Below are 15,799 nucleotides of genomic sequence, written 5' to 3' on the forward strand. Positions count from 1 at the left end.
CGCAGCGCACGCCGCCGACGCAATCAGCCGATCGGATGGCCGTCGAGGAAGGCGCGGATCTCCGGCACCAGCACGGCGGCCTTGTCTTCCAGCACGTAGTGGCCGGCGTCCTCGAAAGCGTGCACCTGCGCCTGCGGCAGCGCGTCGGTGAAGCCCTTGAGGAAATGGTGATCGAACACGAAATCGCGCAGCCCCCAGCCGATGAAGGCCGGACGGTCGGCGTACTCGGGCAGCTTGCGGCCCATGGCCTGCACCAGCGGCCAGGCGGCGTCGCCCTCGGCCAGCGGAATGTCCTGCACGAAGCGCGAGGTCGCGATGCGATTGGCCCAGGAGTCGTACGGCGCCAGATAGGCGCGGCGCACCGCGCGCGGCATCGGCGAAACCACGCCCACGCGCGCGGCACTGCCGGCGAAGGCGTTGAGGCCGCGGATCAGGCCGGTGCCGATCGCCGAGTCGCGGCCCAGGCGCAGGCGCTTGGGCAAGGGCTTGGCCGACGGCAACGGAAAGGCGCCGGTGTTGGTGATCACCAGGCGCTTGATCTGATCGGAATGCTTCAGGCCCCAACCGAAACCGATGCCGCCGCCCCAGTCGTGCACCGCCAGGGTGATCGGGCCGTCGATGCGCAGGTACTGCAGCAGGCGTTCGACGTCGTCGATGCGCGACTGCAGGGTGTAGGTGTAGCGGTCGTCGCGCGGCTTGTCGGACAAGCCCATGCCGACATGGTCGGGCACGATGCAGCGGTAGCGATCGCGCAGGCCCAGCACCAGCTTGCGCCAGTAATAGCTCCACGAGGGGTTGCCGTGCAGCATCACCACGACCTCGCCGTCCTTGGGCCCCTGGTCGAGGTAGCTCATCGCGATGCCCGGACGGACCTCGAAACGTTGCGGCTGGAACGGGTAGTCGGGGAGATCGCGGATCGACGTCATCGGTGGCTCGTGCGGCGCCCACGCGAGAGCGCGGGCCGGGCGGACAGGGGCGCCATTATCGGTCGCATTGCGGCGGCGCGGGGGATTTCGGGCGCGAAAAGACCCGATTCGCCTTGCCCTGGGGCAGGAGCGGCGTAAGCCGCGACCCGGCGCCAGCAGCCAAGGCGGTCGCGGCTTACGCCGCTCCTACCCCGAGGCGGAGCTCAGTAGCCCTGCGCGAACTTGCCCCACAGGGCCTCGAAGCGGCCGGCGAAGCTGCGCACCAGCGCGGGGTCGTCGGTCACCACCAGGTTCTCTTCGTTGCCGGTGCTGGCGCTGCGGGTCCAGTTGAAGCTGCCGTTGGCGAGCGTGCGGCCGTCGAACACGGCGAACTTGTGGTGCATGTGGAAGGGGCTGTCGTCGATCCGCACGTTCACGCCCTGCTCGCGCAGGCGGGCGATGTCGCTGCCGTCGTCGTAGCGCTTGTCGTTGTCGGTGAGCAAGCGCACCGTCACCCCGCGCCGGTGGCAATCCAGGATCGCCTCGGTGATGCGGTCGTCGGAGATGGTGTAGACGCAGATGTCCAGGCTGCGGCGCGCGCCGATGCACATCGCGCGCAGCTTGCGCAGGCAGTCGTCGCCGGGGGTGAAATGGGCGCTGGACTCGATGCTGGGCGCGGCCCCGACCACGTCCAGGGTGCGCACCACCTGTTCCAGCCAGCGCAGCGCGTCCAGCGATTCGGCCGGACGCTCCACGATCAGTTCGCGCGCCATGTCGAAGGCGCGGTTGCGCAGGTAACGCACGCGTTCGGGGTCCAGGCGCGCGCCCAATTCGCGCAGCTCGAATTTCTCGTCGTTGTCGAGACGGCGGTCGGCCGCGCTTTCGCGCAATGCGCGGTCCAACTCGCTGTAGTCGACGGTCCCCATCAGCGCGGCGTGCGCTCGTTGAGGCGGTCGGCGAAGTCGGCCAGCGCGCGCTGCAGCTGCAACTGCTGCTCGGTCGCATGCTGGACGTGCGCCGTCGCGACCGCGCCGCGCTCGCCCATGTGCTGGATCGCTTCGACCAGACGCGCCTGCCACTGCGCCTGCTGCTCGGCGCCATCGCCAAGGCGGCCGATCAGCGGCCCCAGCGCGGCCTCGAGCGCGGCGCGCAAGCCGTCCAGCAGCGCCTGCGGATCGGGCTCGGCGGCCGGCGCCGGCGCGGGCGGACGATTCGCGGCGCGCTCCAGCAGGGCCACGATCTGCGGCCAAGGTGCCTCCACCGGCTCGGGTTTCGGCGCCTCGGCCGCCGGCGCCGGCGTGTCCAGCGCGCGCACCCCCTCGACCAGATCGGCCAGCTGCGCGACCACGCGCCCGCCGACGTCGGCGTCGGAGGCGCCCATGGCCTTGTTGCGCAGGAAGTCGCGCTTGATCTGCGCCCAGCGCTCGGCCTGGGCCGCGTCCAGGGTGCCGCGCAACTCGCCCAGCTTGAGCAGATTCTCCTCGGCGCCCGCGGTCAGCAGCTGCGCCTCGCCCAGGTAGTGATCGGCGATCAGCTGCTGCAGCTCGGCCTCGTTCATCACCGGCGAGATCTTCTCGGCCAGCTTGTTCATGTTGCGATAGCTGCCCTGCAGCTTGAACGGCGGTTCGACCCGGTACTGCGCGGCCTGGGCTGCGCTGGCGATGTACTGCTGATTGACCCGGTAGACCACGTCGCGCACCTGCATCAAACGCTGCAGGGTGGCGACGATCTCGTTGATCTCGGCGCCGCCGTAGGCGTGGCTGAGTTCGTTGGCCGAGAACGCGCGGCCGGCGGCCTTGTCGACGAAACGGTACAGGTCGGCCAGCTCGCGCGTGGCCAGCGGCGCCAGCACCGGATTCGAGGTCAGGCTGTTCTCGAGGTAGCTGAGCTTGAATGCGTCCTCCATGCCGCCGAGCACGTCGCCGAGGTTGTAGATGTCGGCGCGGTTGGCCAACATGTCCGGAATCTTGAACACCTCGCCGGACTCGGTGTACGGGTTGCCGGCCATGACCACGCAGAACTTCTTGCCGCGCAGGTCGTAGGTGCGGGTGCGGCCCTTCCACACGCCTTCGATGCGGCGCGTGCCGTCGCACAGCGAGATGAATTTCTGCAGGAACTCGGGATGGGTGTGCTGGATGTCGTCGACATACAGCATCACGTTGTTGCCCATCTCCAAGGCCAGGTTGAGCTTCTCCAGCTCCTGGCGCGAGGTCGCATCCGGCGCGCGCGCCGGATCCAGCGAACGCACCTCGTGGCCCAGCGCGGGGCCGTTGATCTTCATGAAGATCAGGCCCAGGCGGTGCGCCACGTATTCCATCAGCGTGGTTTTGCCGTAGCCGGGCGGCGAGATCATCATCAGCAGACCCATCAGATCGCTGCGCTTGCCCTCGCCTACCGTGCCCATCTGCTTGGCCAGGTTGTCGCCGATCACGCCCAGGTAGACGTCGTTGATGAGCTTGTTGCGCACGAACGAACTCAGCGGGCGCGCCTTGAACTCCGATAGCCGCAGCGCCTCGCGCTCGCGCGCGACGGTTTCCTGGCGCAGGGCCTGGTAGCGGCGCACGCCCGGCAGGAAGCGCTCGCGGTGCGCGCGCAAGCGGGCGTGGAAGTCGTCCACGCCCAGGTCCAGGCGCTGCGCCTGGACGCGCGGGTGTTCGCCGAGCAGGCCTTCGATCGACGCGCGCAGCTCGACTTCGCTGACCCGGTGCGGCACGCGCTCGTCCAGCAGCAACAAGGCCACCGCTTCGCGCGCGTAGCCGGCCAGGGCCGCGTGCGCGGGCTCGCGGCACAGCGCGTCGAACCAGTTCGCCGCCAGCGTCCAGCGCGCGGGCAGGCGATCGCCGAGGCGGCGCAGGGTCTGCACGAAGCCGTCCCACATGCGCGCGGCGGTCAGGCGCTCCTGCAAGGTCTTGAGCAGGGCCTGGGCGTATTTGCTGAAGGCGAACTGGACGTGCTCGGCCGACAGCTCGGTCACCAGATAGTCGGCGGCGTGCGCACACGAGGCCGGATCCAGATCCAGCGGTTGCGCCTGCAGGAAGGCGCGCATCGCCGCCTCGACTTCGGCGCGCAGGGCCAGCAGACCGGCGTCGCTGCCGAACAGGCGCTGGATGTCGCGGGCGGTGCGCGCGCGCTCCGGCCATTGCGCGGCGTCCTCGCCGGTCATGACCTGGCTCCAGAACACGCTGGCGAACGCGCGCGCATCCGCGCTGTACGCCAAGGTGCCGGCGCTGTCGGCCAACGGGATCAGCGCCTGCAGGATCAAGCTGGCGTCGTGATCGTGGATGCCCTTCTCGTAGCCCTCGCGATACCGCGGCGCGGCGAAGTCGCGCACGCTGCGCGCCAGGGCCTCCGGCTGCGCCAGCTGCTGGCGCAACGCGTCCATGCTCAAGCCTTCGCCGTTGGCCGCGGCGGCTTCCAGCACCAAGCCGGCCAGATACTCGGCGCGGTACAGCGTGGGCGATTCGGAATCCAGCACGACCTGCCAGTACTCACGCAGGGCATCGAAGGCCTCGTCGCGCAGCGGCTCCAGGAAGTCGGTGCCGGTCAGGTGCAGGGCCAGCCCGTCCTCGCGCGGCAGCAGGGTCAGGTCCAGCTCCTGGGTGTTGACGCTGAAGCGGTGGCGCGGGCCGAGTTTGATGACTTCGCCGCCGGCCTCGAACAGGTCGCTGCGGTCGCGCAGCGCGCGCACCGCCTGGTCGCGCGCGCCCTTCAGGCGGGCTTCGACGTCGTCGGCCTTGACGCTGTCCTTGAGCGTGCGCAGGCGCTCGGCCAGTTCGCGCAGCTTGAGGATCAGCGGATCGCCGGCGAAGAAGGCATTGAGCTCGTCGGCGTTTTCGAAGCGCGCGGTGCGCCGGCCCAGGCCTTCAAGGATGCGGGTGGCCGCATCCAGCACCGACTGCGCCTTGCGCTGGCGGTCGTCCAGCAGCGCCTGCTTGTGGGTCTCGAAGGTCTCAAGCAGCTCCTCGCGCTTGCTGAGGATGTCGTTGAGGAAGTTCTCGTGCTCGCCGAACTGGCTCTCCAGTTCTTCCAGCTGCACCATCAGGCGCGACAGCTGCTCGTCGCACTTTTCCGGATCGCGCGCCAGCGCGAGCGCGCTGGCCACGCCCTGGCCGAACAGGGTGAACTGGGCGCCGAACTGGGCCACGGTCTCGGCCGAACCCAGGCCCTTGCGGCGCAGATCGGCGCGCGCCTTGGCCTGGTTGAGGCGGGCGTAGATGCCGGAGATGGCCTCGACGATGCGGGTGCGCTGGGTCGCGTCGTCCACGCGCAGCGTCGCCATCAGCTGCGACAGCATGTCCAGGTCGCCGGACATGGCCTGCATCTGCTTCAGCGGCACCTCCAGCTGGGCCACGCTGGTCGCCTGCTGGGCCTGCGCGTCCAGCGCCTGCAGGCGCTCGGCGTAGGGCAGCAGGGCTTTGTCGCCGGACAGGAAGGCGCCGGTGGCCGCGGCCACACGCTCCTGCGCGGCCAGCAATTCGGTCTCCATCGCGTCGATCGCGGCGACGTCGATATAGCGGTATTCGCGGATGGTCAGCAGGTGCCCGCGCTGGGCGGCGATGCCGTTGAGCGCGTCGACGTGCTGCTGCACGGTGTCCCAGCCGTCGGGCAGCAGCGAATCCAGCAATGCCTTGTGGCGGCTCTGGCCCTCGCGCATCGCACGCTCGGACTGGCTGCGGATGCCCTCGACCTTTTCGTACTCGTCGATCACCGACTCGCTGGTCGCGGCGATCTCGCGCAACACCGAGGCGGCGTCGCCGCCCTTGGGGTCGCCCAGCCAATGGTGGATGTCGAACAGGCGGTGGGTGGCCTGGCTGAGCTGGCTGTAGCGCTGCACCGAGACTTCGGTGGCGTCGATCTCGCGGCACAGGCTGAGCAGGTCGGAGATGCCGCGCACCAGCTCGGCGTTGCCGATCCGGCCCATGAAGCTGTTGCCCGCGGGCTGGCGCGCGGCGTGTTCGTCGCTGGAGAACGGGGTCCGCCAGACCTGCATCGGGTGGACCCGGGTCGGCTCCTCGCTCTCTGCGGTGAACACCACCATGCGCCCGTCTTCGTAGCGGGCGTGGCCGTGCGCGTACACCGGCGTCTGCAACCGGCGTTCGATCATGTTGTAGGTGAACAAGGCCGAGCGGCCGGCCTGCGGCTCGTAAAAGACGTACAGCACGTCCTCGCCGTTGGGCGAACGGATCGCGCGCTGGAAGCGCATGCCGTCCATGGCCGAGTCGAAGGTCTTGTACTCGCCGTTTTGCAGGTAGTAGCCGCCCGGGAACACGATGCCATGGTCCTCGGGCAGCTGCACGCAGGCCAGCCCGATCGCATCGATGCGCTGGACCTTGCGGGTCAGGGTGTTGAACACCAGATGCCGCCACTGCTCCTCGCGGTACGGCAGCACGCGCAGCAGGATCAGGCTGCCGACGCGCGCGAACTCGACCTGGGCGTCGTCCAGCGACTGGGTGCGGTCGGCGACCGGCTCGCGGTAGATGCCCAGGCCGTCCTGGGTGTTGTTCTCGATCTTGACCGTGAGGTCGCCGCCGACGGTTTCGACGAACACGCTGTCGAGGATGTTCAGATGCGGGTGGCGGCCCTCGACCGCCATCTCGCGGGTGGCGCGGGTCCATTCGAAGTCGAACGGCGCCGGCAGCGCGATGTCGCGCTCGCCACGGTTGTCGATGTAGCGGACCTGGCCGTCGGCCTCGACCGACCAGCGGAACACGCGCACGTCGTCCAGGCGCTCGCCGATCTGGAACGCGGCCAGCAGCTTGCCGTCGCGCGCCTCCAGCTGCAGCAGACGGGTGTTCTTGTAGTAGGCGTAGAGCTCGCGGAAATCCTGCGGGAAGCTGCCGGCGGCCAGGAAGCTGCCGGCCAGGTCCACCGCCTCGACGTCGTAGCCCTCGGCGGTCTCGACCAGCCGATGCAGCGAGAACACGTCCTCGACGCGGGTTTCCTTCTTCAGACCGATGAAGACGTTGTAGCCGAACAGCAGGCAGTCGCCGACCTGGACGATGTCGCGCGCGACGCAATTGTTCTCGGTGCGGATGCGCATCCGCCCGGCCACGTCCATCCGGCTGCTGCCGAACTCGGTCAGGCGCTGGGCGTTGAGCGCATCGGCGATCGCGCGCAGACGCGCGCCTTGTTCGCCCAGGCGCTTGCGCAGCACCTCGTAGGCGCCGCCCTGGGCGACCGCCTGGTCGAGAATGGCTTCGGCGGCCGATGCGTCCGGCGCCTGCGGCTTGGTTTCCGACATCTTCGCTTCCTTTTGGCGGGAGTCGGGAATGGGAAATCGGGAATCACTCGAGCCGACGCGATCCAGCGCCGGCTCAGCTCCGATACCCATTCCTATTCCCTGTTACCGATTCCCAATTCCCGGCTTGCCGCGTCAGGACGCCAGCGAAGCGCCGTCGCCGGACTTGCCAGGCTTGTCGCCCTGCAGCGACAGCAGCTTCTGCAGCACGTCCTGCACGATCGGGCTCTTGCCGGCCACGCCTTCGATCGCCTTGCCCACCGACAGCGCCTTGGCGAAGGAATTGAAGAACTCGCCTTCGCCGCCGACGATGTCGATGTTGGCCTTGCTGAGCGCGGCGGCCAGCACGTCGGCCTGCTCCTTGGCGACTTCCTTGTTGGCCTCGATCGACGCGATCGCCTGCTCGAAGCTCTTCTCCAGCTGCATGCGAAATTCTTCGTGAGCGCGCGCGGTGTCGCTGAGCGCATCCAGGGCGCCGAACTTCTGCGCCAGGCCCTCGGCCTCGGACTTGAACTTCTGCAGCAGCACTTCGGCTTCCGACAGGCCCAGGTCCTTCGTCGCCTTGGCCTTGGCCGCGCCCAGCTGTTCGTCGCCACGGGCCTGCGCGAACAGGTTCTCTTCCAGCACCTTGGCGTCGGCCAGGCCCTGCTTCTGCTTGGCGTCGGCATGCGCTTCGATCACGCGCGCTTCGGCCAGGCCTTCCTTCTCGATCGCACTGGCGGTGACTTCGCGCACGCGCGCGTCGGCCAGGCCGGGCGCGGCGCGCTCGGCCTCGATGCCCTCGGCCATGCGCTTCTTGGCCTCGGACTGCTTGCCGGCCGCGTCCAGCTCGGCCTGCGCCAGCGTGGTGATCTCCACCGCCTTGTGCTTGGACGCGGCCTCGTCGGCCTCGGCCTGCTTGACCAGCCGCACCAGCTCTTCTTCGGCCACGGCCTGGGCATTCAGCACGGTGACCTGCTTGGCGCGGTCGGCTTCGGACACGGCGCGCACTTCCTTGATGCGCTCCTCTTCCTGGGCCACGGTCTTCTCGACCGCGATACGCTCGCGGATCACGTTGGCGATGTCCTTGCGCTGCTCTTCCAGCGCCTTTTCCTTGTCGATCTTCTGCAGTTCGACTTCGCGCTCGCGCGAGACGATTTCCAGATCCTTGGCTCGGGTGACCTTTTCGACCTCGATCACGACCGCGCGCTGGCGGTTCTGCTGCGCGACTTCGACTTCGCGCATGCGGTTCTCTTCGCGGATGTCCAGCTGCTCCTGCACGCCGATGCGCGCCTGCTCGGCCTTGAGCCGCTCTTCCTCGCGCACCTTGGCGGTCTCGGCTTCCTCGCGCGCCTTGATGGTCTCGATCTCGCGCTTCTGGCGCGCCTCGGCGTCGGCCTGCTGGCGTTCCAGCGCCAGCATCGCCTCGCGGGTCTCGACGTTCTTCTTGGTGATCGCCAGTTGCTCGTTGCGCTCGAGCTCGTTGGTGATCACGTTCTGGGTGGCGGTCAGCTCGGTGATCTTGCGGATGCCTTCGGCGTCGAGGATGTTGTTCGGGTCCAGCGAGTCCTTGGGCGTCTGCTCCAGATAGTCGATCGCCACGTCCTCCAGCAGGTAGCCGTTGAGGTCGTTGCCGATGGTCTCCAGCACGCGGTCGCGGAAGTCCTGGCGGTTCTCGAACAGGTCGGTGAACTCGAACTTCTTGCCCACCGTCTTCAGCGCCTCGGAGAACTTGGCGTTGAACAGCTCGTTGACCGCGCCGCGGTCGGAGGCGCGCTCGGTGCCCACGGCCTTGGCGACCTTGAGCACGTCCTGCTGGGTCTCGTTGACGCGCAGGTAGAAGGCCACGGTGATGTCCGCGCGCATGTTGTCCTTGCAGATCAGGCCGTCCTTGCCGCGGCGGTCGACCTCCAGGGTGATCAAGGAGATCTGCATCAGCTCCTTCTTGTAGATCACCGGGTAGACCAGCGCGCCGGTGAAATGCACCTTCGGGGTCGCCGACAGGTCGTTCACGATCAAGGCCGTGCCCTGCGGCACCTTGATGTAGAAGGCTTTGAACAGGCCAAAGAAGCCGAAGATCGCGACCATGACCGCGCCCGCGATCATCAGCCCCGGCAGGATGATTTCAAGACTCATTTCAGATTCCCCTTTGACCCAATCAATTCGATAACGGATGACGACCGAGCGCGCGGCGGAGGGCCGACGCGGCTGCTACGGCCCGTTGAACTCGTCTTCGCCGATCACGCGATAGGCGTTCTGCTCGGCGAAGTATTCGATTAGCACCACGCGGTCGCCGCGCTTGAAGCGATCGGCAACGTCGTCGCGCACTTGCAGGATCAGGCCGGCACCGCCGTCCTCGACGCTGGCGCTGCCCATGCTCGCGGTCACCGTGGGGCTGCGCACGATCGCCAGCTGCCCCAGCAACGGACGCGCCGGCAACGGCTTGAGCTGGGCGAAGAAGCGCCGCAACGGGCGCAACGCAATGCCGCTCAGAAACACCGAGGCGATCAGCGCGCCGGCCATGGTCGCCACGCCCAGCACGGTATGCATCCAGTTCCCGGGCAGGTGGCGCAGCACCAGGTACTCGGCGAAATAGGTCAGGAACCAGCTGAAGAACACCAGCGCGGTGAACACCACGGTCAGCGGAATGCCACCCAGGCCCAAACGCATCAGGGGACCGGTGACGCCACTGAGCCCGCCGCCATCGCCGCCTGCGGCATCGGCCCCTTCGGCGCCGATGCCGAACACGCCATCGAGGATGTCCAGGTCGATCAGGCCGGTGGCGGCGATCAGCCAGTACAGCACCACCATCATCATCAGCAGGCTGAAGATGACGGTCGGGAACGACCATACGATCTGCAGGAACACGAACACACCCTTCTCCCCGTTTGTGCCACCACCCCGCGCGCGTCGCCCCGACGCGCGCTGCACCTACCTTACCCGGCCGGCGCCAGCGCGCGCGGGCAGGATCAACCCGCGCTCTTCTGCTTCAACCGCTCCAGCACCGAATCCGCGCTGGTGGCGTCGGCGATGATGCCGGCCTCGCGCAGCTTGGTGTCCAGTGCGTCCTGGCCCTCATCCTTGGCCAATTCGGCCGCCGCGTCCATGCGCGCGCCGCGCTCGGCCTGCTTGAGCTTGATCCGCTCCAGCGATTCCACCGCGGTCTGCATGCGGCTCTGCGAGCCGGCGTAGCGATGGGCGACGGTGGCCTGGGCGCGCTGCACGCTTTCCGTGGCCTTGACCGTGTCCAGCTGCTGCTTGAGGCGGCGGATGTTGCCCTCGGCTTGCAGGATCGCCTTGCGCAGGTCGACGATGCTGGACGCGAACTGCCGCACCTGATGCTCGTCGGCGTCGCGGCTGCCTTCGAGCAGGGCGATCTTGGCCGCGACCTCGCGCGCCAGCGATTCGTCGCCGGCTTCCAATGCCTTCATCGCGTAGGCCTCGTATTCGGCGACCTTGTCGCGCGAGCTGGCCAGACGGTCCTCGGCCAGCTTGTGCTTGGCCATGATCTCGGCCAGCGCTTCCTTGGAACGACGCAGCTCCAGGTCGGAGTCGCGGATTTCCTGGTCGAGGATGCGCAGCGCCTGCCCGTCGACCAGCGACTCGCCGACTTCGTTGGCGCCGCCGCGCAGGGCGGTCAACAGCTTGCTCCAGATGTTCATCGTCTCGTCTCCTGGCCCGGCCGCGTTACGCGGCCTGACGCAGCTGGGGTTCGTAGGCTTCGGTGGCCTTGATCACGTTGTCGGCCAGGGTCTCGATCTCGAACAGCACGTTCGACAGCGAGGAACCGGCGCTGAGCGCACCGAACATGATGTAGACCCGCTCGCCGTCGGCGAGGGTCTCGATGCCGACCGTGGACAGCGGGAACATCTTGTGGGTGCGCAGGACTTCGTCGTTGAACGCCGCCGAGTCGCGCACCTGCGCCACCGGCCACAGCAAGGCCTCGACCACGATCTGTTCGCCGACCACGGCCATGAACAGCGGCAGGTCGCCGTATTCGGACATCGTCACGTGCAAGCCCGGCTCGGCGCCGTCGATCAGTTCGATCTGGGACTCGCCATTGCGGAACTCTTCGGTCGCCGACAGGGCCTCGTACAGGGCCGTCGCCGTCCAGGTCTTCGATTCGCTCATTCCACTCTCCTTATCGGGTCGTGCCGGCGACGGGCCCATCGTCCCGCGCGGCTGACGCATGCGCTTTTCGACCGCCATCAGTTCGTCGCCGAACTCCGGCAGGATCCACACCTCCTTCTTGACCAGCCCCTTCTGCCGCAGGCGTTCGCGGTGCAGGCGCTGGTAGTAGGCGGAGGATTTGCGTTCCATGGAGCGCACGTTATCGCATCACATGTAACGACTTCAAGTGCTCACATGTGATGTTCCGACGAACGGCAGCGCCACACCGAAGCCGGCGCTAAATTCGATTAAAAACAGTGGGTTGCCGACACGAAGGCGAAGATGCGGCTACACCGGACCGCCCTCGGACGGTCGCGGTGTGCCCGTTGGTCGAACGCCCTGATGGCCCCGGCACGCAGGACGTGCCGGGAGCGCCTCAGCCCAGACGGCGCGCGCCCAGGGTCTGCTGCTCCTGAGCCAGGGCCAGCGCGCGGTCCTGGCTGAGTTGCTCCTGGCCCACCCGCTCAAGCCGGCGCTGCGACTCGGCCACCGGGGTGCGCGCGGCCTCCTGCAGCGCGGTTGCGCTGACCCGGTGGCCAGGGTCGTCGAGGCGCCCCTGCACCGCGATCAGATTGCCGTTGAGATCCGGGCCGCCATGCTGGGCGTCGCGGCTGAAGACCAAGTGGTCGATGCCGGTCATGCGCGCGCGGCACGCGTCCACCGCCACGCCCATCGCGGTGCGCTGCAGTTCTTCGTTGCCGACCTGCTTGCCGTGACGCTCGTACAGCGATTCCACCTGGCCCAGCGCCTCGCGGTACATCGGATGCTCGGGCGCGGCCTCGCTGCGCTGGCCGGTGCTGCGCTCGCCCGGCGCGGTCACCGGCGCGTCGTTGGCGGGCACGCCGCCGCCCAGCACCTCGCGCGTACCGCCACCGGGATTCGCGCCCAGGGTGATGCCGAGGTTGCCGCTTTCGAATTCCTTGACCGTGACCGTGGCGCCGGCCTGATCGGTGATGCGCAGGTCGGTGCCTTGCAGCTGGTAGGTGTAGAGACCGTCGGCGCTGCGGTAGGTGTTTTCGGGATCGCCCTCGTTGCGCACGCCGCCGCTGAGCACGCGCCCGCCCCAACGCACTTCGCCGACCTTGTCGCTGTCGAGCACGGTGTCGCCGTCGCCGACCACGTAGGTGTCGCGGCCCTGCCCGCCTTCGAGACGGTCGCGGCCGGCGCCGCCGATCAGGATGTCGTCGCCGCGCGCGCCGCGCAGGGTATCGTCGCCGCCCTCGCCGATCAGCAGGTCGTTGCTAGACACCTCGGCGCCGTTGCGTGTGCGGCGCGCGTCCAGGGTGGCGGCGTGCTCGGCGTTGACCGCGACGGTGGCGGTGTTGCGGCCGGGATCGAGGTAGATCGCGCCGGCCTCGAAGGATTCGTTGGTGAGGCGATCGGCCAGATCCGGATGCTCGCGACGCAGATCGGTGAGCAGGGCGTCGCGCGCCGGCGCCAACGCCTCGCGGATGGTCTGGACCTCGCCGTAGTCGGCGGTGATGTTGCTGAAGTCGCGGTTGGCCTGGTCGATCATGTTGCGGCCTTCATTGCGGCCGTCGATGGATTCGCCCCAGTTGCGCTCGTCGCGCACGATGCGGTCGCGGTGCAGCTGGAAGCTGCGGTAGACGTCGCGCGCTTCGGCGGCGTCGACGTTGGCCGGATCGTCGTACAGGCCGAACAGCTGGCCCTCCATGTAGCGGCGCTTGCGCAGGCCGGCCTCGGACGGCGCGTGCGAGCCCCAGGAGTTGTAGCGCAGCTCGAACCAGGCCTCGGCGCGATCGCCGGCTTCGACGGCGTCGCGGAACGGTTCCATGTTGCGGTTGTAGGAGCCGACGCCGCGGTTGTAGACCACCGACACCGCGGCCGCCTTCTCGCGCGACATCGGCATGTCCAAGGCGTTGACCGGCGCCTCGTATTCGGGAATCGAGGCCTCCAGCAGGCGATCGGCCTGCGCCGCATCGAGCGTGCGCGGGAAGGTCAGGCCCAGGCGGGTGCGGTCGGCGGCCGGGGCCTCGTCGATGCGCTGCAGCAGCTCGCGCTCGCCGCGGGTCAGCTCGATACCCGAGCGCTCCCAGATCTCGACGTTGTTGGACCGGTTGAAGGTGTAGCCGTAGCCGATGGTGGCGCGGTCGTCGCCGACGTCCTGCGAACGCGCGTGCAGCGACTCGGTGATCTTGACCAGCCGTTTGATCAGTTCGTTGTATTGCTCTTGGGTCAGCTCGTTGTAATCCATGACGCTCTCGCTCCTGGTGATCCGCCCTTCCTGGGGCGTGGGTAATTCCGATGTGAACCGCGTTGGTTCACATCAGATCGGCGTAATCCCCGATCTGGTCGCACACGGTCTTGGGCGGGTCGGCCAGCTCGACCACGCGCTGGGCCTTCGGGTCCTTGCCCTTGCTGGCGCCGACGATGCCGTAGACCAGGTAATAGCGGCCGTCGCGCTCGATCAGGCCGAAGCGCGACAACTCGCTGAAGGCGTAGCGGCCGCCGTCGGCGCGCTCGACCGAGAATTCGCATTCGGAGTAGCTGCCGGCGCCGCATTCGGCGGACAGCGATTTGAGGCCGTGGCGGCCGTCGAAATCGAAGCGGGAGTTGAGGCCGCCCTCGTCGGAGCCGCCGCTGGCGGCGATGCGCACGCGTTCGTACTCGCCAGAGGCCTTCCAGGCACGCACCTGCGCGCACAGATCGGCGGACGCGCCGGCCTTGCCGACGCCCTCTTTATCCACAGCCGGCGCGGTCGACGCGCAGGCGGCCAACAGCGGCAACAACACCCAAGCAGCAGCCTGACGCATGCCTCTTCCTTGTGCGGAACGCAGGCGGTCAGAGTGCGGCAGGCGTGCGTGAAAGTTCAACCTCGGCCGGGCGGGTTCGCGGCAGGGCGTGCGCCGCGATCCGCCGGGCCGGTTGCGGGGCTCAGGCGATCCCGTGCAAACGGCGCGCCTCGGCGATCCGGGTCTTCACGGTCGCATCCAGCTCGCCCAGTTCGGCTTGCTTGAAGATGTTGCCGAGCACGCGCTTCTCGTCGTCGTCGATGCTCTGGTCGCGTAGGGCCAGCGCCAGCAGCTTGTCGAATTCCTGGGCATCGAGTTCGCCGTCGTTGGTGAATACCGGGATCGAGGCCAGGGCGATTTCGAGGTGACTCTTGGGGGTCGTCATGGGCAGTCCTGTGCTGGGTGCGATAAGAAAGCCGATGCTAGCGCGGCGCACATGAAGATTTCGATCAGGCCGGCGCGCGCGGCGCCGCCAAAGAAAAAGCCCGCGCTGGCTAGCGCGGGCTTTCCTGGCACAACGCGCGTGTCGCCGCGCGCATTTGTCGTGCTTACCAGACCACTTCGGCCATCGAGCAGTTCAGGCCCGAACCGATGCCGAGCAGGGCCACGCGGTCGCCCTTCTTCAGGCGGCCCATCTCGCGCAGCTTGCTCAGCACGATCGGCACCGAGGCCGGGCCGATGTTGCCGTGCTCGTTGAAGATGGTCAGGACCTTCTTCGGGTCGATGCCGAAGGCCTTGATGAAGGCCTGGGTGTGGACCTGGCTGACCTGATGGATCACGAACTCGTCGAGTTCGTCGGCGACCCAGCCCAATGCGCCGATCGCGGCGATCCAGGTGCGCTGGGCGAGCTTGAGGCCCTCGGTCAGCAGCATCTTGGTGTCGGTGACCATGCGGTCGAGGTTGCCGCGGCACAGGCTGTTCCACTGCGTGGCCGCGCGGGTGACGCCGCCGCGGTAACGCGGCGCGCCCGGCGCGAGTTCGGAACGCGCCATCACCATGGCCGCGGCGCCGCAGCCCAGGGTCAGGGTGGCCAGCTCGTTGCGGAACTGCTCGGCGGTGGCGTCGGGCGAGGTCAGGCGCTCGAGGGTCTTCTCGTAGGCCAGGCCGGCGGTCTCGCCGTCCACGACCAGGGCGTAGTCGATCTCGCCGCGCTCGATCATGCGCGCGGCGATGTCCATGCCGTTGATGAAGGCCAGGCAGGCGTTGGCGACGTCGAAGTTCTGGCAGTGCTCGGACAGGCCGAGGTTGCCGCTGACGATGCTGGCGGTGGACGGCTCGAGGTAGTCGCGGCTGACCGAGGTGTTGACCAGCAGGCCGACGCGGTCGGGTTCGATGCCGGCATCGGCCAGCGCCTTCACGCCGGCCAGGGTGGCGGCATCGGAGGCGAGCATGTCGCCGTCCCACAGTCGGCGCGCGTGGATGCCGGCGATGTCCTTGAGCACATCGGCCTTGATACCGAGCCGGTCGAGCGTCGGCTTGAGGCGTTCGTTGATCTCGTCCGAACTCAGACGACGCGGGGCGTCGATGTGGGCGAGACCGGCGATGGCGACATGTTGGAACAGCATGGGCGGCGAACCGTGAGCGGAAACACGAAAGATTAACGGGTTCCAGCCCGCCCTGCATTAAATGGTGTCGCCCCGGCCGGCGAACGGGTGCCGGCGCCTGAAGCGTTCAGGACGTGCCTAGGGGCACTTAAAGCACGCTAAAGCCGCTGGAACGGGCCTTAGCGGCCCTTAATCCGGCCCCCAGGGGGT

11 protein-coding genes are annotated in these 15,799 nt (G+C 68.1%); all 11 read right to left on the reverse strand.

From position 1 onward, the window contains the following. Positions 1 to 23: 23 nt before the first annotated feature. Complete coding sequence (locus ASD69_RS08865) at positions 24 to 917, reverse strand: alpha/beta fold hydrolase (protein WP_200944001.1); 894 nt, start codon at positions 915 to 917, stop codon at positions 24 to 26. 212 nt (positions 918 to 1,129) lie between these two features. Continuing rightward, positions 1,130 to 1,831, reverse strand: a complete 702-nt coding sequence (locus tag ASD69_RS08870) for a phospholipase D-like domain-containing protein (RefSeq protein WP_056176977.1) — start codon at positions 1,829 to 1,831, stop codon at positions 1,130 to 1,132. Next, complete coding sequence (locus ASD69_RS08875) at positions 1,831 to 7,146, reverse strand: DNA repair ATPase (RefSeq protein ID WP_082576385.1); 5,316 nt, start codon at positions 7,144 to 7,146, stop codon at positions 1,831 to 1,833. Before ASD69_RS08875 ends, ASD69_RS08870 begins: the two co-directional genes overlap by 1 nt. 132 nt (positions 7,147 to 7,278) lie before the next feature. Next, complete coding sequence (locus ASD69_RS08880; protein WP_056176981.1) at positions 7,279 to 9,258, reverse strand: flotillin family protein; 1,980 nt, start codon at positions 9,256 to 9,258, stop codon at positions 7,279 to 7,281. A 75-nt stretch (positions 9,259 to 9,333) separates the two neighbouring features. Beyond that, entirely contained in the window at positions 9,334 to 9,990 is a 657-nt protein-coding gene (locus tag ASD69_RS08885; protein WP_157499122.1) for a hypothetical protein, read from the reverse strand. A 101-nt stretch (positions 9,991 to 10,091) separates the two neighbouring features. Then, positions 10,092 to 10,784, reverse strand: a complete 693-nt coding sequence (locus ASD69_RS08890; RefSeq protein ID WP_056176987.1) for a PspA/IM30 family protein — start codon at positions 10,782 to 10,784, stop codon at positions 10,092 to 10,094. A 25-nt stretch (positions 10,785 to 10,809) separates the two neighbouring features. Next, positions 10,810 to 11,442, reverse strand: a complete 633-nt coding sequence (locus ASD69_RS08895) for a YjfI family protein (protein WP_056176991.1) — start codon at positions 11,440 to 11,442, stop codon at positions 10,810 to 10,812. 226 nt (positions 11,443 to 11,668) lie between these two features. After that, positions 11,669 to 13,507 (reverse strand): XVIPCD domain-containing protein, encoded by a 1,839-nt coding sequence (locus ASD69_RS22935; RefSeq protein ID WP_056176993.1) that lies wholly within the window; start codon positions 13,505 to 13,507, stop codon positions 11,669 to 11,671. A gap of 67 nt (positions 13,508 to 13,574) precedes the next feature. Next, entirely contained in the window at positions 13,575 to 14,066 is a 492-nt protein-coding gene (locus ASD69_RS22680) for a hypothetical protein (protein ID WP_235567191.1), read from the reverse strand. Between the two features lie 121 nt (positions 14,067 to 14,187). Then, positions 14,188 to 14,430 (reverse strand): hypothetical protein, encoded by a 243-nt coding sequence (locus ASD69_RS08910; RefSeq protein WP_056176996.1) that lies wholly within the window; start codon positions 14,428 to 14,430, stop codon positions 14,188 to 14,190. A gap of 163 nt (positions 14,431 to 14,593) precedes the next feature. Beyond that, a complete protein-coding gene (locus ASD69_RS08915; RefSeq protein ID WP_056177001.1) occupies positions 14,594 to 15,610 on the reverse strand; it encodes a 3-oxoacyl-ACP synthase III in 1,017 nt (338 codons plus the stop codon). Positions 15,611 to 15,799: the final 189 nt, after the last annotated feature.

This window comes from Lysobacter sp. Root604 (assembly GCF_001427505.1).
GTDB lineage: Bacteria > Pseudomonadota > Gammaproteobacteria > Xanthomonadales > Xanthomonadaceae > Lysobacter.